Genomic DNA, 18,204 nt, shown 5'->3' with positions numbered 1-18,204 from the left:
CTATTTTGTCACAGGCTCAAGAAGAATGAACCTTTCATCCCCTTCTTCCTTTCCGGCTGCTGTTTTTTCGGACAACAAGGAGTTTTTTTAATGTTTTTTGGGCTGAAAAAACTGGTGGGCGGCCTGCTAATGCCTTTACCGCTGCTGCTGCTGTTAATGGCAGCGGGTATTTTATTGCTTTGGTTTAGCTGCTGGCATAAAAGCGGCAAAATTTTAGTCTCGCTGAGCTGGGTGCTACTGCTGCTTCTGAGCCTGCAGCCGATCGCCGATCGCCTGCTGCTGCCGCTGGAATCGCGCTACGCCACCTGGAACGGCGCAGAGAAGGTCGATTTTATCGTCGTGCTGGGCGGCGGCTACACCTTTAATCCCGCCTGGGCGCCAAGTTCGAATCTGATCGGCAACAGCCTGCCGCGCGTCGCCGAAGGCGTGCGGCAGTGGCGGCGCAACCCGCAGGCGACGATGATCTTCACCGGCGCCGCCGCCGGACAGAATCCCGTCAGCAACGGCCAGGTTGCCGCATCGGTCGCGCTGAGCCTGGGCGTGCCGCAGGATCATATTCTGGTGCTGGATCAGCCGAAGGATACCGAAGAGGAAGCGCGCGCGGTGCACGGCGTCGTCAGCCAGCGGCCTTTCCTGCTGGTGACCTCCGCCAACCATATGGCGCGCGCGCTTAATTTCTTTCATGCCGCAGGCTTAACGCCTGTTGCTGCGCCCGCTAATCAGCTGGCGGTCACCTCACCGCTCAACTGGTGGGAGCGCGCTATTCCTTCTCCGCTGTGGCTAAGCCACAGCGACCGTGTCGTCTATGAGTCGCTGGGCCAGGCGTGGCAGTGGCTGAAAGGCGGCGATGCGCCTTCAGCCGAGCCAGGGCAGTAGCTGCGCCCGCGCGTAATCGAAGCGCGGACGATCGAACGCGCCATACTGCACCAGCCCGTCGATACAGTCCCACAGCTGGTAAAGCCAGCGTCGCCACAGGAAGCCTTCGGAGACCGGCGCGCACTGCAGATAGCGCTCCATCAGCGCCTGCTCCGCCGGGCTGTCGCCCAGATGAATCAGCTCATATTCGCGCGGCGCCCATAAGATGACGCCGGGCTGCGTCATTGCCACCAGCTGATCGCTGCGCGCGTTTTTGATGATGCTGGTCAGCCGCAGATTGCCATGCAGCATCACGCAGGGATCGTCAAAGTCGCGAAAGAGATAGGTCAGCTGTTCGCGGCTGCGAAACAGCACCTGCCGATCGGCAAGGGTGAAAGAAGGCGGCTGGAGATAGCTGAGCGTAGACCATAAGACTTCGACGCGCTGATGGAACCAGGCCGGCCAGCTGTTTTGCTGCGTGCTGTCGACGGTGCCAACCAGCCCATGGCTGCTGATGCGGTGCCAGGCAAGCAGCCCTTCGACCACCTCTTCGCACAGTTGCTGCCAGCGCACGGCGTCACGGGTCGGCGCTTCGGCGGAAACGCCATTGAGACGCGCCATCAGCAGCATTTCATGTACCGGCAGCTGCTGACTCAGAACCAGGCCGTAGACCGCAGGTACCGCGACCAGCCCTTCATGGCCCAGCAGCGCCAGCTTTTTCGCCTCCAGCGCGGCGCGGCCCGGATGACGAAAATATTTCGCCACCAGCGGCATCGGTTTATCCTGGCGATCGTAGAGTGCATACAACCGCGTCGGTGGCTGTTCGCTGATGGTTTCGAGTCGGCTGACCGTCTCGCCCAGCACCAGCGACAGTTCAGATTTGAGACTTTCCATGCATCCTCCTCAAGGAACCTGTCACACCATCCTGGAGGCCTCAGCGGGCAAAAATACAGAAACAGATCAATAAAAGCGTCGGGGAGTTCTCCCCGACGCCGTCAACCCTGCAGCGCGGCGCGCACGCGCGCCAGATCTTCCGGCGTATCCACGCCAACGCCCGGCACGGTTTCCGCTACGGCAACGTGTATCTTTTCGCCGTACCAGAGCACCCGAAGCTGTTCCAGCAGCTCGATACGCTCCAGCGGACAAGGCGCCCACGAAACATAACGACGAATAAAACCGGCGCGGTAGGCGTAGATGCCGATATGGCGCAGCAGCGTATCGCCAGCTTCCTCGCGGGAGGCGGCATAACGCTCGCGATCCCAGGGAATGGTAGCGCGCGAGAAATAGAGCGCATAGCCTTGGGCGTCCATTACCACCTTCACTGCGTTAGGGTTAAACGCCTCTTCCGCATCATGAATCGGCACCGCCAGCGTCGCCATACCCGCCTGCGCGCCTGCCAGATTCGCCGCCACCTGACGCACGATTTCCGGCGGAATAAGCGGCTCGTCGCCCTGCACGTTGACGATAATCTCATCGTCGGCAAAGCGGCAGGTTTCGATCACTTCTGCCAGCCGCTCCGTGCCTGACTGATGGTCGGCGCGCGTCATGCAGACTTCGCCGCCCGCCGCCTCAACTGCCGTTTTTACGTCCGGATGATCCGTCGCGACAATCACACGGCTGGCGCCAGAGGCGCGCGCGCGCTCCATCACATGAACGATCATCGGCTTTCCGGCGATATCGACCAGCGGTTTGCCGGGCAGGCGCGTCGAGGCGTAGCGCGCAGGAATAATCGCCGTGAAACTCATGGATGGATCTCTTCAACGGCGAGCGTGCGCGCTTCGTTTTCCAGCAGTACCGGGATGCCGTCGCGTACTGGAAAGGCGAGCGCGTCAGGTTTACAGATCAGCTCCTGCTGCGCGTTGTTATAGTAAAGCTTGCCGTTGCATACCGGGCAGGCAACGATTTCAAGTAAACGGTGATCCATATGTCCTCCATCACGGACCGATTGCATAAGGCGCTAAGGATACCATAGCGCAGTGTCTCAGCGTGCGCGGAAAGCGGCCGCGAAACTGCGGCGCAAACCGCAAAGCTCAGCTATTGAGCGCCCACTCTGCGGACCAGTGCGGCTGCAGCGCAGCGGGCATTTGCTCGAACAGGACACTCTCCGCATCCTGCCACGCCGCAAAGCGACTAATCGCCTGGCGAATATCTTTGATAAAAGCGGCGGTAACGCGCGTATCCGGCTCCAGCCAAAAATTTTTAATCACCAGCTGCCGCGCCTGACGCAGCATACGGGCATCCAGCCTGGCCTTAATGACGCCGCGGTGCAGAACCGGCAGCACAAAGTAGCCATACTTGCGTTTCGCCTCTGGCGTATAGCATTCGATGCGGTAGTCGAACTGGAAAAGCTCCAGCGCCCGACGACGATCCCAGACGACCGGATCAAACGGCGACAGGATGGCGCTGTGCGTCGCGTTAAGCGGCGCGTCAAGCAGCGGCAGCAGATCGCGATGCAGCCACATTTCGCCCAGCCCGGCAACCTCGACCGGAATAATGTCACCCGCCTGCTGCGCCTTTTCCAGGAAAGGTTTCAGCGCCACCCGCCTGAGACGATAGTAATCAGGCAGCCAGGCGGCGCGGAAAATACCGAGACTGCGCGCGCTGTTGCGCAGCATTTCCCACTGCGCATCCGCTTCGCTGAGGGCGTGTAGCGCATCCTGCCACTCCGGCAGCACGCGCGATCGCAGATCGTAAACCCGCTGGAAATTGCGCCGCTCGCTGACCATCAGCTCGCCCGCGCTAAAAAGGTTTTCCAGATGGCGTTTATGCGGCTTCCACGCCCACCAGCCTGGTTTGTGATCGTCGCCGCTGGCAAAGTCAGCGGCGCGCACCGGCCCCTGCTCTGCGATATGCTGCAACAGGTCAGCGATCTCTTGCTGGTGATCGCGTACCCACTGGGCGTTATATTTCCAGCCAAGGCGCTCAGGCTGGAGCATGCGGTGGCGCAGCAGACGGTAGTCTTCGCGCGGAATAAAGCAGGCTTCATGCGCCCAGTATTCAAACAGCGCGCCCTGCGCCAGCGCCTCTTCCAGCCAGCGCTGCGGATAGCTGCCGAGGCGGCTAAACAGCACCAGATAAGGGCTGCGCGCGACAACATGGATGGTATCGATTTGCAGCAGCGACATGCGCCGGACAGCGGCGAGCAGATCGGAAAAGCGCGCGCGTTTTGGCGGTGTACGCAGCAGACCCTGCGCAGCCAGATGAAGATGACGAGCCTGTTGAAGCGAAAGCGAAAGCGTTGTATTCATTCCCTTCCTGCGTTCGGCGTGAAGTTAGTCGGCAGCCCTGTCAGCGCCCTGCCGCGCCAGGCGTTCGATATCATCCAGCAGCGGCGCGACCGCGCTGCCGCTCAGTTCCGCCTCGACCGGCAGATACCACCAGTTGGGTTGGGCGAAGCGACGGCATTTCACCGCGTCTTTTTCGGTCATCAGCAGGATGTGGTCTGCGGCCACTAAACCGGCGAGCTCATCTTTGCTGTAGGCATGGTGATCGGCGAAGGCGATCTCGGTTACTGGCGTGACGCCATACTGCTTAAGCGTAGCGAAGAAGCGCGGCGGATGCCCAATCCCCGCCATCGCCACCACCTTTTTCAGGGCAGAGAGCGGTACTGACTGATGCGTTTGCAGGTTAACCGCTTCGCCAGGCCGCAGCGACATAGCTATTTCACCCGGCTCCGCAGCGCCGCCGTTGACGATAACGGCGTCGACCTGCTGCAGGCGAGAGGCGCGCTCGCGCATAGGACCCGCCGGCAGCCACCAGCCGTTGCCGAATCGGCGCACGCCATCAACCACCACAATCTCGCGATCGCGCTGGAGCGCGTAGTGCTGGAGGCCATCGTCAGTAATAATAAGATCAACAGGCTGAGCGGCGAGCAGCGCCTCAACCGCGGCGCGGCGTTTCGGCGCCACCGCGACCGGCGCGCCGCTGCGCTGGGCGATCAGCACAGGCTCATCGCCTGCCTGCTCCGTCGGCGTTTCGGCGTTAACCAGCAGCGGATAGCGCTCCGCTTTTCCGCCGTAGCCGCGCGACACCACGCCAACCTTCACGCCCCGGCGCTGCAGCTCCTGCACCAGCCAGATCGCGACCGGCGTTTTGCCATTGCCGCCCGCAGTGAGATTGCCGACCACTACGACCGGCACCGGCGCGCGCCAGCTTTTACGCCAGCCGCGCTGGTAGCTGAGGCGAATCAGAGAGGAAACCGCGCCATAGATCAGGCTGAGCGGCCACAACAGCAGCCACAGCGGCGAGCGTCCACTCCAGATGCGCTCAATCATTGTCCAAACTGCATTTTATGCAGCTGGGCATAGGTGCCCTGCTGAGCCAGCAGAACAGCGTGCGTGCCGCGCTCAACGATACGGCCATCTTCAACGACCACGATTTCATCGGCTTTTTCGATGGTCGACAGGCGGTGAGCGATAACCAGCGAGGTGCGGTTTTTCTGCAGCTCATCCAGCGCCGACTGAATCGCACGTTCGGATTCGGTATCCAGCGCGGAGGTCGCTTCATCCAGGATAAGGATCGGACAGTCGCGCAGCAGGGCGCGCGCAATCGCGATACGCTGGCGCTGACCGCCAGAGAGCAGCACGCCGTTTTCGCCAATCACCGTATCCAGTCCGTTATCCATCTTGTTGATGAAGTCCATAGCGTGCGCCATGGTAGCGGCTTTCTCGATCTCGGCGCGGCTATACTGCTCGCTACGCGCATAGGCGATGTTATTGGCGATGGTGTCGTTGAACAGATGCACGTTCTGCGATACCAGCGCCACCTGATTACGCAGCGAACGCAGCGTATATTCGCGCAGGTCGTGGCCGTCCAGCAGGATTTCGCCCTGCTGAATGTCGTAAAAACGTGTCAGCAGGCTAGCCAGCGTCGACTTCCCTGAGCCTGAACGCCCGACCAGCGCAACGGTTTTCCCTTCCGGCAGCGCCAGATTGATATCGCGCAGCGCCGGAATATCGCGTCCGGGATAGGTAAAGGTAACATTGCGGAACTCGACGTCACCTTTGGCGCGCACAACCTCGCGCGTACCGGTGTCGTTCTCCTGCTCACTATCAAGGATGGAGAAGAGGGTCTGGCACGCCGCCATGCCGCGCTGGAACTGCGCGTTGACGTTAGTCAGGGATTTCAGCGGGCGCATCAGCGCGATCATAGATGAGAAGACCACGGTGATGGTACCTGCGGTCAGCGTCTCCATCACGCTAGGGAAACTGGCGGCATAGAGCACGAACGCCAGCGCCAGCGAAGCGATCAGCTGGATGACCGGATCGGAGATAGATGAGGCCGATACCAGCTTCATACCCTGCTGACGCATGCGGTTGCTGACGCGGGCAAAACGTTCGGACTCTACTTCCTGGCCACCGAAAATCAGCACTTCTTTATGCCCTTTCAGCATCTGCTCGGCGCTGGTCGTTACCTGCCCCATCGTATTCTGCATGGTTTTGCTGATGCTGCGGAAGCGCTTAGAGACCGAGCGAATCGCCAGAGAGACAATCGGTGCCAGCACAATCAGGATCAGCGACAGCTGCCAGCTGTAATAGAACATCATGATAAACAGGCCGATAATCGAGGCCCCCTCGCGCACGACGGTAACCAGCGCGCTGGATGAAGAGGAGGCGACCTGCTCAGAATCGTAGGTGATGCGCGACAGCAGCGTGCCTGTCGACTGCTGGTCGAAGAACGAGACCGGCATGCCCATCATATGGCTAAAGAGGCGGCGACGCATATTCATGACGACGTTGCCGGAGACCCAGGAGATGCAGTAGCTGGAAATATAGCTGGTGACGCCACGGATCAGCATCAGACCAATGACGGCCAGCGGCATCCAGATCAGTACCGATTTATCCGCTTTACCAAACCCATCATCCAGTAAAGGCTTCAACAGGGAGAGCATAAGTGTGTCGCCCGCGGCGTTAAGTATCAGGGCCACAGCGGCCACGCATAAACCCGCTTTATGGGGCGCGATCATCGGCCAGAGTCGACGAAATGTCTGCCACGTTGAGAGATCTTTATCTTGATGCATCATTTATTCACGTTGTTTGAAATAGCCGCTCATTCTACCTGGATTACCGTTTGACGCCAAACCACTGATGATACCAACGGGGCAAAATTTGCTCTCTTAACCCGGAAACCACGATTTTACGCCCGGCAACCGTAATGGTTATCTGGCCCGATTGCGCGGTGTCATACCAGGTGAAGCCCGCGCGTCGGTAGTTTTCCAGCACGCTTTTGACCGGCATACGCCAGGCGTTGTAGCGCGCCATGGAGGCGATGGCGATATGTCCGTCGACGTTGCGCAGCAACAGCGGCGTTGACGAGGTGCGGCTGCCGTGATGCGGAACCTGGATGATATCGGCTTTAAGGCGATTTTTTTCCAGCGCGACCAGCTGTCGCTCCGCCGATGCTTCCAGATCGCCCATCAGCAGCAAACGCGTAACGCCGTCATCAATGCTCAGCACACAGGAATCATTATTGTTGCTGACCTTCGATCGCTTTAACGGCCACAGCGCTTCGACATTTAACACCCCCCAGCGCCAGCGCGTGCCGCGCACGCAGGGAAGATGGTCGTCATCAAGCGTGGCGCTGCGTATGGGCACGCCAGGCCAGCGGGTTTTTATGGCATTAAGGCCGCCGCTGTGATCGAGATGACGATGGCTGAGGACCACCGTCTGTAGCTGCAGATGTTTCCGTGACAGCCAGGGGATAACGTGGCGCGTCCCCGCATCCCCGCTTTCCCAGCGCGGGCCGGTATCATAGAGCATCGCTTCTTTGCCCTGGCGGATAACAACGCTTAGCCCTTGTCCGACATCCAGCATATCAATATGCCAGCCTGGTTCTTCGCGCGGCCAGCGCCAGACGATAAGCGCCAGCACCAGCGCTGCGCAGCCGATCGGCGCCGCGTAAAACAGCGCGCAGCGCCAGGCGATCAGGCCGCCCCACAGCAACAGCGCCAGGGTGCCGGCGTCATGAAATGCCCACCACCCATCGGGTAAGGCCTTCAGCGCCGTCAGCAGCCAGACCAGGGAAGCATCCGCCAGGTGCCACAATGCGCTGCAGAGCGCGCCGACCGGCGTCAGTATCGCCAGCAGGATCAGCGGGACGCTGATAAAAGTGATGGCGGGTATCGCCAGCATATTCGCCGCCAGCGCTGAGAAGCTAATTCCCTCAAACAGCATGACCTGGAGCGGAGCCATTAGCAGCGTCATGCCGAGCTGAAGATGCAGCAGCTGAACCGGCAGCCAGCGCCAGCCGTGGCGGCATCGCTCAGGTAAAGGAAACCAGTGATACCACGTCAGTAAGATGGCCACCGCCAGCGCCGAGAGCCAGAAACTTTCTGACAGCACGTTCAGCGGATCGAGCAGCAGCAATCCGCCAACGCACAGGCTCCAGACCTGCCAGCCGCCGGGCTGCACGCCTTTGAGGCGAAAGATGACCCACAGCGTCAGAGCGAAAAGCGTTCGCTGAGCGGGCGCATAGCTGCCCGAAAGCCAGGTATAGAGCGCCGCCGCCAGCCAGTTCATCAACAGCGGAAACAGATAGCCGATAAGACGCGTCGGCAGAAACAGCTGAACAGCGCGTGCTATAAGCCAGCCGCTGCTGGCGGCCAGCGCGATATGCATGCCTGAAATCGCCATCAAATGCGCCGTGCCGGTTTCTCGCAGCAGCTGGCGCAGCGCATCGTCCATCTCTGCTCGCTCGCCAAAAGCCAGGGCCTGGATAACCGCGCTCTGCTCAAGGGCGTTAATAACCGGCATATCGCGCATAATAAGCTGCCAGCGCCAGCTGCAGGTCAGGGATTCAGGCTGCTGCTGTTGAATACGGCCCCGCAGCGCCATATGGTTAGCCAGCGCAAAGCGTTGCGCATCGAACTCGCCTTCGTTGAGCTTTGCGTGGACGGGCCTGAGATTAAGCTTCATCGACCAGCGTTGCCCCGGGCAATAATCCTGCTGGCGCTCGCCGAGCGACAGCCAGGCGAAACGCGGCGGAAAGAGGTAGCGCCCTTCTCGCCTGAGTAGCTGCACCTTGATCTGCTGTCGCTCTTGCCGGACTTCATCAATCCGTACGCTGTACGTTGCAGGCGCGCTGCTGGCTGCTTCTGTTGCGGTGATGTCTGCACGCCCCGCTCCCAGCATCCAGGCGAACATCAGCAGCGCTATCCCCGCGATACGCAGCCAGAACAGGGTTGTCCACCACAGCACCAGGCCCGCAAAGGCGATCGCCGCGATACCTGCCGCTGGCGGAAGCTGGTGAAGAAACAGCAGCGGCAGTGCGGCGAGAATAGCGATTCTGGCAAATATCGTCCCTGTCATTTTCATCTCATTCCTGTTTAACAGGCTGAGTATGCGGATAAACAGGAGCGCAATCAGGTGGGAGTTTTATCTTTTAAGCGCGGCATCGGGAAATTCAGAGAGGATTACATACGGCATACGCAACAGGGCGGGCAGGCTCACATAAAACAACAGGCAAAAAAAACGACATCCGGAGATGTCGTTTCTGCGTTCGGTTACGGCTTAGCCGTAGATGTTTGCACGGTCTCGCAGCTCTTTGCCCGGCTTAAAGTGGGGAACGTATTTACCTTCCAGTTCCACTTTATCGCCCGTTTTCGGGTTACGACCCGTACGCGGTGCGCGGTAATGCAAAGAAAAGCTGCCGAATCCCCGGATTTCAATGCGTTCGCCCTGGGCCAGCGTTGTGGCCATGTGCTCCAGCATCTCTTTTACAGCATCCTCAACGACTTTCGCCGGAATATGAGTCTGCTGGCCAGCAAGTCTTTCAATCAGTTCTGACTTGGTCATGTAACCTCCGGTTAATCCTTGTGGGAAAGGTATGACAGCTTGCTACCGTAACCGGGCAGATTTCCCTGCCCGGTTGCTTAAGGTCGATTACTCGCCTTTAGCTGCTTTGAACGCTTCAGCCATAGCATTAGAGAAGTTGCCTTCTTCCTGCTTGTTGTTCACGGTCGCGATGGCGTCTTTCTCGTCAGCTTCGTCTTTCGCACGGACAGACAGGCTAACTACGCGGTTTTTACGATCAACACCGGTGAATTTAGCTTCAACATCGTCGCCAACATTCAGAACCAGAGTTGCGTCTTCAACGCGGTCACGTGAAGCTTCAGAAGCGCGCAGGTAACCTTCAACGCCGTCTGCCAGTTCAACTGTAGCACCTTTAGCGTCAACTGCAGTTACTTTACCAGTAACGATGGCGCCTTTCTTGTTCAGGGTGATGTAGTTGTTGAACGGATCTTCAGCCAGCTGCTTCACGCCCAGGGAGATGCGCTCGCGCTCTGCGTCAACCTGCAGTACAACGGCAGCGATTTCGTCGCCTTTTTTGTACTCACGAACGGCTTCTTCGCCAGTCGCGTTCCAGGAGATGTCAGACAGGTGAACCAGACCGTCGATGCCGCCGTCCAGACCGATGAAGATACCGAAGTCAGTGATTGACTTGATTTTACCTTCAACGCGATCGCCCTTGTTGTGGGTCTCAGCAAACTGCTGCCATGGGTTGGCTTTGCACTGCTTCAGGCCCAGGGAGATACGACGACGCTCTTCGTCGATGTCCAGAACCATAACTTCAACCACGTCGCCCACGTTAACAACTTTAGACGGGTGGATGTTTTTGTTGGTCCAGTCCATTTCAGAAACGTGTACCAGACCTTCAACGCCTTCTTCGATTTCAACGAAGCAGCCGTAATCAGTCAGGTTGGTCACGCGACCGGTCAGGCGAGTGCCTTCCGGGTAACGCTTAGCGATAGCTACCCACGGATCTTCGCCCAGCTGTTTCAGGCCCAGAGATACACGGGTACGCTCGCGGTCGAACTTCAGCACTTTAACAGTGATTTCGTCGCCCACGTTGACGATTTCGCTCGGATGCTTAACGCGTTTCCACGCCATGTCGGTGATGTGCAGCAGGCCGTCGACGCCGCCCAGATCAACGAATGCGCCGTAGTCAGTGAGGTTCTTAACGATACCTTTGACTTCCATGCCTTCCTGCAGGTTTTCCAGCAGCTGATCGCGCTCAGCGCTGTTTTCAGATTCGATAACCGCGCGGCGTGAAACCACGACGTTGTTACGTTTCTGATCAAGCTTGATTACTTTGAATTCAAGCTCTTTGCCTTCCAGGTGCAGCGTGTCGCGAACCGGACGCACGTCAACCAGTGAACCTGGCAGGAACGCACGAATACCGTTCAGCTCAACTGTGAAGCCACCTTTAACTTTGCCGTTGATAACACCGGTAACAGTTTCAGCGTCTTCGTAAGCTTTTTCCAGCGTGATCCAGGCTTCATGACGTTTAGCTTTCTCACGGGACAGCAGGGTTTCACCGAAGCCGTCTTCCACTGCATCCAGGGCAACGTCAACTTCGTCACCAACCTGAATTTCCAGTTCGCCGGCTGCGTTCTTGAACTGCTCTGCCGGAATGGCAGACTCAGATTTCAGACCCGCATCAACCAGAACGACGTCTTTGTCGATAGAGACAACAACGCCACGAACGATGGAACCCGGGCGGGTTTCGATTTCTTTCAGGGACTCTTCAAAGAGTTGAGCAAAAGATTCAGTCATATTGATAATCTTAGGATTCTTCAATTTAACGTCCACCTGACCTCATGTCGGATGGGGTTGTTTCACATGCCCTGCGCGCTTTCCCTGGCACAGGGTTACTGCAATTCGGTATGCCGAAAATATTAAATGCCCAGCTTGGTGCGGGCATATTCCAGCGCCTTATCAATGACTTGCTCAATGGATAACTGGGTAGAATCCAGAACCAGCGCATCGGCGGCGGGGACTAAAGGCGCAATGGCGCGGTTGCGATCGCGATCATCACGTTCTTTTATCTCGGCTAAAAGGCGATCAAAGTTAACACTAAAGCCGCTCTCCTGCAACTGTAGCATACGGCGCTGGGCGCGCTCTTCCGGGCTGGCGTCGAGGAAAATTTTTACCGGCGCGTCGGGGAAAACCACGGTACCCATATCGCGGCCATCGGCGATTAAGCCAGGCTCATCGCGAAACGCACGCTGGCGACGCAGCAGCGCTTCGCGCACGCGTGGAAAGGCGGCAACGCGCGAGGCGGTATTGCTGACTTCCTGGGTGCGGATTTCACCCGTAACCTCTTCGCCCTCCAGGATCACCTGCAGTTCGCCCTGCTGCGAGACGAAACGCACATCCAGATGGGCGGCCAGCGGCACCAGCGCCTCTTCGGACTCAATACTCACCTGATGATGCAGCGCAGCCAGCGCCAGAACGCGATAGATAGCGCCTGAATCGAGCAGATGCCATTGCAATGCTTCCGCCATCGCTTTGCACAACGTGCCTTTGCCTGCGCCGCTAGGCCCATCGACAGTTATAACCGGGGCAGTTGCCGTCATTATTCTCTCCTGTTGCTGCGCGAAATAGTTCAGCCTTCAGGCTGTTCAGAACAGGAAGCATTATACGCTGACCAGACTAATGACGTTACCTTTTAGCGCAGAGAACGCTGTAAATTGCAGCAGATTCAGAACATCTCTTGGCCGCTAAGGCCAGAAGTAGTGAGAATGCCGGAGAAGCCCCTTCTCCGGCACCCTGTCGATCAGGCGTTCTGGCTGATTCTGGCCAGCTGATCGAAATAATCCGGGAAGGTTTTCGCGGTGCAGCCGGGATCGAGGATCGTTACCGGCGTATCGGAGAGCGCGACCAGAGAAAAGCACATCGCCATGCGGTGATCGTTATAGGTGCCGATCTCTGCGTGGCGCAATTTTTCCGGTGGCGTGATGCGGATAAAATCGTGGCCCTCTTCCACTTCTGCGCCCACTTTGCGCAGCTCGGTCGCCATCGCGGCCAGGCGATCGGTCTCTTTGACGCGCCAGTTGTAAATGTTGCGCAGCAGTGTCGTGCCTTTAGCGAACAGCGCCGTGGTCGCGATAGTCATCGCGGCGTCGGGAATATGGTTCATATCCATATCGATAGCGTGAAGCTCGCCGGCGGTACAGGCGATGTAGTCGCTGCCCCACTCAACGGTCGCGCCCATTTTTTCCAGCACGTCGGCAAAGCGGATGTCGCCCTGCACGCTGTCGCGGCCGATGCCGGTGACGCGCACGGTTCCGCCTTTAATTGCGCCTGCGGCCAGGAAATAGGAGGCGGACGAGGCGTCGCCCTCCACCAGATAGTCGCCTGGCGACAGATACTGCTGCTGGCCTTTAATGATAAAGCGCTGATAATGCTGGTTCTCGACCTCGACGCCGAAACAGCGCATCAGATGCAGCGTAATATCGATATAGGGTTTCGATACCAGCTCGCCTTTGATAACGATCCGGGTGTCGCGCTCCGCCAGCGGCGCAGCCATCAGCAGCGCGGTGAGAAACTGGCTGGAGACGCTGCCGTCTACGCTGACTTCGCCACCGGTAAACCCGCCTTTCAGGCGCAGCGGCGGGTAATCGCTGTTCTCCAGATACTCAATCTGTGCGCCGCCCTGACGGAGCGCGTCTACCAGATGTCCGATTGGGCGCTCTTTCATGCGCGGCTCGCCGGTCAGGACGATATCCTGCTCGCCGAGACAGAGCGCCGCCGCCAGCGGACGCATCGCTGTGCCGGCGTTGCCGAGAAACAGCTCCAGCGGCTGAGAGGCACGCAGTGGGCCTGCCTGTCCCACCACTTCGCACTGAGTGCGGTCGGCGGACAGGGTGAAATCGACGCCCAACGCCTTCAGGGCATTCAGCATGTGTTTAATATCATCACTGTCCAGCAGGTTCGTCAGGCGCGTGGTGCCTTTCGCCAGCGCAGCCAGCAGCAGCGCGCGGTTAGAAACGCTTTTTGAACCCGGCAGGTTAACGGTGCCGTCAACGCGTGCAATCGGTTGTAAGGTCAGGGAGTCCTGCATGTGAAACCAAATCTCCAGAAAAGGACAAAACCCCGCCGCGAGGCGAGGTCTGAAATCAGCGCAAGCGCCGACGCTACAGCTCAGGCTTAACCGTGGCGGCGTGCGAAGTCAGCCATAAAGTCGGTCAGCGTTTTAACGCCTTCCAGCGGCATCGCATTGTAGATCGATGCGCGCATGCCGCCTACGACGCGATGGCCCTTAAGGGCGTGCAGTCCCGCATTGAACGACTCTTCCAGGAAGAGTTTATCCAGCGCGGCGTCTGCCAGCTGGAAAGGCACGTTCATGCGTGAACGGTTTTCCACCGCGACATCATTACGGTAAAAGGGATTGCTATCGATCAGGCCGTAGAGCAGATCCGCTTTAGCCTGATTGATTTTGTCGATCTCGGCTACGCCGCCCTTCTCTTTCAGCCATTTAAACACCAGGCCGGAGAGATACCAGGCAAAGGTCGGCGGCGTATTAAACATGGAGTCGTTCTCCGCCAGCACCTGATAATCGAGGACAGAAGGAACGGACCGTTGGGCTTTGCCCAGCAGATCGTCACGGACGATAACAATGGTCAAACCCGCCGGGCCGATGTTCTTTTGCGCGCCGGCATAGATCACGCCGTAACGGTTAATGTCCAGCGGACGCGACAGAATAGTCGAGGAGAGGTCGGCAACGACGATCTTATCGCCAAAATCGGGCTGCTCATCAATCGCGATGCCGTCAATAGTTTCGTTCGGGCAGTAGTGCACATAGGCGGCGTCGCTGCTTAGCTCCCACTGGCTCATCGGCAGAATTGCGCGCTTGCCGTCACGCGTGGTTTTGACATCCAGGACGCGCGGCGTGCAATACTTTTCCGCTTCTTTAATAGCGCTGTGCGCCCAATAGCCGCCGTCGATATAATCTGCCGTGGTGGCCTCGCCCAGCAAATTGCCCGGTACGGCGGCAAACTGCGCGCGCGCGCCGCCGTGACAGAATAAAACTTTGTAGTTGGCCGGGATTTTCAGAAGATCGCGCAAGTCCTGCTCCGCCTCTTCCGCTACCTTGATAAACTCTTTGCTGCGATGGCTGATCTCCATGACGGAGGTCCCCAGACCGTGCCAGTTTGTCAGTTCTTGTTCTGCACGACGGAGCACTTCAACCGGCAGCATCGCTGGACCGGAACTAAAATTATAAATCTGCGTCATTTCCCTCACCACGATTATCCAGAACGGTTATGAATTGCTTACCGGTTTTATCACTGCCTTATGACGCCTGCAATGATAAATCCGGAAGGGATCACAATTTCTGAATCTGCCATGCCGCAGCTTATGTCACAAATGCAATGCATAGCGAAATTTTGTGAGGCAGCTCGTTTACTGAGGAAACGGGAGCCTTTTCCAACGCGCTTTTTCAGGTAGAACAGCGGGCAGAAATTTATGCCGTCTTCATAGCGCCACGACGGCAAAATCCGTATCATTGCGCGCTTTACGCCCACTATATATGAGAGAGCGGTCCCATGACGCAAACGTTTATTCCCGGTAAAGACGCAGCACTGGAAGATTCCATCGCGCGCTTTCAGCAAAAGCTGACCGATCTTGGCTTTAATATCGAAGAAGCCTCCTGGCTAAATCCGGTTCCCCACGTCTGGTCCGTGCATATTCGCGACCGCGATTGTCCGCTCTGCTTTACTAATGGCAAAGGCGCCAGCAAGAAAGCCGCGCTGGCCTCGGCGCTGGGCGAATATTTCGAGCGTCTTTCGACCAACTACTTCTTCGCCGACTTCTGGCTGGGCAAATCGATCGCGAACGGCGATTTCGTTCACTACCCTGACGAGAAGTGGTTCCCTGTTCCTGCGGATGATTCGCTGCCGGAAGGTATTCTGGATACGCGTCTGCGCGCCTTTTACGATCCAGACGACGCGCTGACCGCCTCTGAGCTGGTGGATCTGCAGTCCGGCAACGCCGAACGCGGCATCTGCAGCCTGCCCTTTACGCGCCAGTCTGATCAGCAGACCGTCTATATTCCGATGAATATTATCGGCAACCTGTACGTTTCAAACGGCATGTCAGCGGGTAATACGCCTAATGAAGCGCGCGTGCAGGGGCTTTCTGAGGTGTTTGAGCGTTATATCAAAAACCGCATCATCGCAGAGTCGATCAGCCTGCCGACCATTCCTGACAGCGTGATGCAGCGCTATCCTGGCGTGGTGGAAGCTATCGCGCGTCTTGAAGCGGAAGGCTTCCCGATTTTCGCCTATGACGCCTCGCTGGGCGGCAAATATCCGGTTATCTGCGTCGTGCTGTTCAACCCGCAAAACGGCACCTGCTTTGCCTCTTTCGGCGCGCATCCCGATTTCGGCGTCGCTCTTGAGCGTACCGTTACCGAGCTGCTGCAGGGCCGCAGCCTGAAAGATCTCGACGTCTTTACGCCGCCGACCTTTGATGATGAAGAAGTGGCCGAGCACGCCAATCTGGAAACGCACTTTATCGACTCAAGCGGCCTTATCTCCTGGGATCTGTTCAAAGAGAAAGCGGACTACCCCTTTGTCGACTGGTCGTTCAGCGGGACAACGCAAGAAGAATTCGCCACGCTGATGGCCATTTTCCGCGAGGAAGATCGGGAAGTGTATATCGCCGATTACGATCACCTTGGCGTCTATGCCTGCCGCATTATCGTGCCGGGCATGTCCGATATCTATCCGGCGGAAGATCTGCTGCTGGCGAACAATAATATGGGCGCAGGTCTACGCGAAACGCTGCTGGCGCTGCCCGCCAGCAACTGGAATCCGGAAGAGTATCTGGATTTGATCGTGCAGCTGGATGAAGAGGGTCATGACGACTTTACCCGCGTGCGCGAACTGCTTGGTCTGGCGAGCGGCAAGGATAACGGCTGGTACACGCTGCGCATTGGCGAGCTTAAAGCGATGCTGGCGCTGGCAGGCGGCGATCTCGATCAGGCGCTGATCTGGACCGAATGGACCATGGAATTCAATGGTTCGATCTTTACGCCGGAACGCGCCAACTACTACCGCTGCCTGCAAACGCTGCTGTTGCTGGCGATGGAGGACGATCGCGATCCGCTGCAGTACCACCATGCCTTCATGCGCATGTATGGCGCGGACGCGCTGGAAGCGGCCTCGGCGGCAGTAAGCGGCGAAGCGCCCTTCTATGGTCTGCAGGCGGTTGATGAAGATCTCAACGCCTTCCCGGCCCATCAGGCGCTGCTGCAGGCTTACGAAAAACTTCAGGCGGCTAAACGTCGTTACTGGAAAAATTAAGACCGCAAATCAGGCTGCTTCAGGCTAAATAAAATAATAATGGCGTCAATAAAACTGACGCCATTTTTTTGCGTAATGAACAAGCTTTTAATAAAAGTTACTTATGGGCTGTTGCTTTAATTTATTTAACATTTTTGCTGCGATAAATTAGGTTCGTTAACAAATAAAATCCTGACGCATTTTTATGTTTAAAATAAACGCGCAAATATTAAAAATTATTTATTACATTAAATTCAATAAATTACCTTTATAACAACGTCACTCCGACCGTTTTACCCTTCTGCCTGCCGGTCAAATATGATCCAGATCAAATCCTCTCCTATACTCCTTTGTTAATATTTTTCCAGACAACTTTTGGAGAGCGTTAGTGTGAAAGCTGACAACCCTTTTAATCTGTTATTACCGGCCGCAATGGCTAAAGTGGCAGAAGATGCAGGGATCTATAAAGCGACTAAACATCCCTTAACCACCTTTTTCCTTGCCATTACCGCCGGCGTTTTTATCTCTATCGCTTTCGTTTTTTATATTACTGCGACAACCGGCAGCGCGGGCATGCCTTATGGTCTGGCGAAGCTGATCGGCGGCATCTGCTTCTCGCTGGGTTTGATTCTGGTAGTGGTATGCGGCGCCGATCTTTTTACTTCCACCGTTTTGATTGTCGTCGCGAAAGCCAGCGGACGCATCACCTGGGGCCAGCTGGCGCGTAACTGGATTAACGTCTACTTCGGCAACCTTGTCGGCGCGCTGTTTTTCGTCGCGCTAATCTGGTTCGCCGGCGAGCATATGACAGCTGGCGGAGCGTGGGGTTTAAATGTGCTGCAAACCGCCGATCATAAAATGCATCACACTTTTATTGAAGCCGTCTGCCTGGGCACCCTGGCGAACCTGATGGTTTGTCTGGCGGTATGGATGAGCTATTCCGGTCATAGCCTGACGGATAAAACGCTGGCAATGATTCTGCCGGTCGCCATGTTTGTTGCGAGCGGCTTCGAGCACAGCATCGCGAATATGTTTCTTATCCCGTTAGCTATCGTGATTCGTGATTTTTCCAGCCCGGCGTTCTGGCAAGCCGCCGGTGCCAGCGCCGATCAGTTTCAGGCGCTTACGCCCGTCAACTTTATTATCGACAACCTGATTCCAGTCACGATCGGCAACATTATCGGCGGCGGCCTGCTGGTTGGGTTGACCTACTGGGCGATCTATTTACGCAACGGTTCTACCGTGCATTAACGATTTCTGACCGACGCCGCGTAGCTGGCGGC

The 18,204-nt window shown here is 57.3% G+C and carries 15 protein-coding genes; 3 read left to right on the top strand and 12 right to left on the bottom strand.

Annotated features, from left to right (window positions below):
- Positions 1-90: 90 nt before the first annotated feature.
- The gene (gene elyC / locus D7S44_RS02750) at positions 91-876 is read left to right on the top strand and encodes an envelope biogenesis factor ElyC (protein WP_120451816.1); all 786 of its coding nucleotides are present in this window, start codon (positions 91-93) and stop codon (positions 874-876) included.
- Here elyC and D7S44_RS02745 read toward each other — a convergent pair.
- From D7S44_RS02745 to serC, 12 genes are all read right to left on the bottom strand, one after another.
- Positions 856-1,749, bottom strand: coding sequence for a phosphotransferase (locus tag D7S44_RS02745; protein WP_120451814.1), 894 nt, complete (start codon positions 1,747-1,749; stop codon positions 856-858). The two genes, elyC and D7S44_RS02745, sit on opposite strands and share 21 nt — an antisense overlap.
- A 101-nt stretch (positions 1,750-1,850) precedes the next feature.
- Positions 1,851-2,600: a 3-deoxy-manno-octulosonate cytidylyltransferase gene (gene kdsB, locus D7S44_RS02740; RefSeq protein ID WP_120451812.1), complete on the bottom strand. Its 750-nt coding sequence runs from the start codon at positions 2,598-2,600 to the stop codon at positions 1,851-1,853.
- Complete coding sequence (locus tag D7S44_RS02735) at positions 2,597-2,779, bottom strand: Trm112 family protein (RefSeq protein WP_033751266.1); 183 nt, start codon at positions 2,777-2,779, stop codon at positions 2,597-2,599. Before D7S44_RS02735 ends, kdsB begins: the two co-directional genes overlap by 4 nt.
- A gap of 106 nt (positions 2,780-2,885) precedes the next feature.
- A complete protein-coding gene (locus tag D7S44_RS02730; RefSeq protein ID WP_120451811.1) occupies positions 2,886-4,103 on the bottom strand; it encodes a winged helix-turn-helix domain-containing protein in 1,218 nt (405 codons plus the stop codon).
- A gap of 24 nt (positions 4,104-4,127) precedes the next feature.
- A complete protein-coding gene (lpxK, locus tag D7S44_RS02725; protein WP_120451809.1) occupies positions 4,128-5,129 on the bottom strand; it encodes a tetraacyldisaccharide 4'-kinase in 1,002 nt (333 codons plus the stop codon).
- The gene (gene msbA / locus D7S44_RS02720; RefSeq protein WP_120452850.1) at positions 5,126-6,874 is read right to left on the bottom strand and encodes a lipid A ABC transporter ATP-binding protein/permease MsbA; all 1,749 of its coding nucleotides are present in this window, start codon (positions 6,872-6,874) and stop codon (positions 5,126-5,128) included. Before msbA ends, lpxK begins: the two co-directional genes overlap by 4 nt.
- Before the next feature lie 43 nt (positions 6,875-6,917).
- Positions 6,918-9,167, bottom strand: coding sequence for a DNA internalization-related competence protein ComEC/Rec2 (locus tag D7S44_RS02715; RefSeq protein WP_120451807.1), 2,250 nt, complete (start codon positions 9,165-9,167; stop codon positions 6,918-6,920).
- A gap of 195 nt (positions 9,168-9,362) precedes the next feature.
- The gene (gene ihfB, locus D7S44_RS02710) at positions 9,363-9,647 is read right to left on the bottom strand and encodes an integration host factor subunit beta (RefSeq protein ID WP_033751281.1); all 285 of its coding nucleotides are present in this window, start codon (positions 9,645-9,647) and stop codon (positions 9,363-9,365) included.
- Positions 9,648-9,734: 87 nt separating this feature from the next.
- Positions 9,735-11,408 (bottom strand): 30S ribosomal protein S1, encoded by a 1,674-nt coding sequence (gene rpsA, locus D7S44_RS02705; RefSeq protein WP_081136357.1) that lies wholly within the window; start codon positions 11,406-11,408, stop codon positions 9,735-9,737.
- A 122-nt stretch (positions 11,409-11,530) separates the two neighbouring features.
- A complete protein-coding gene (cmk, locus tag D7S44_RS02700) occupies positions 11,531-12,211 on the bottom strand; it encodes a (d)CMP kinase (protein ID WP_120451805.1) in 681 nt (226 codons plus the stop codon).
- A gap of 200 nt (positions 12,212-12,411) precedes the next feature.
- Entirely contained in the window at positions 12,412-13,698 is a 1,287-nt protein-coding gene (aroA, locus tag D7S44_RS02695; protein ID WP_120451804.1) for a 3-phosphoshikimate 1-carboxyvinyltransferase, read from the bottom strand.
- Between the two features lie 86 nt (positions 13,699-13,784).
- Entirely contained in the window at positions 13,785-14,870 is a 1,086-nt protein-coding gene (gene serC, locus D7S44_RS02690) for a 3-phosphoserine/phosphohydroxythreonine transaminase (RefSeq protein ID WP_120451802.1), read from the bottom strand.
- Between the two features lie 311 nt (positions 14,871-15,181).
- Between serC and ycaO the strand changes: the two genes are divergently transcribed.
- Positions 15,182-16,942, top strand: a complete 1,761-nt coding sequence (gene ycaO / locus D7S44_RS02685; RefSeq protein ID WP_120451799.1) for a 30S ribosomal protein S12 methylthiotransferase accessory factor YcaO — start codon at positions 15,182-15,184, stop codon at positions 16,940-16,942.
- A 369-nt stretch (positions 16,943-17,311) separates the two neighbouring features.
- Positions 17,312-18,172: a formate transporter FocA gene (gene focA / locus D7S44_RS02680; protein ID WP_120451797.1), complete on the top strand. Its 861-nt coding sequence runs from the start codon at positions 17,312-17,314 to the stop codon at positions 18,170-18,172.
- The last annotated feature ends 32 nt before the right edge of the window (positions 18,173-18,204 follow it).

The sequence above is a fragment of the Pantoea piersonii genome (assembly GCF_003612015.1).
Taxonomy (GTDB): Bacteria; Pseudomonadota; Gammaproteobacteria; order Enterobacterales; family Enterobacteriaceae; genus Pantoea; species Pantoea piersonii.
This window is presented reverse-complemented; position numbering and strand designations above follow the sequence as displayed.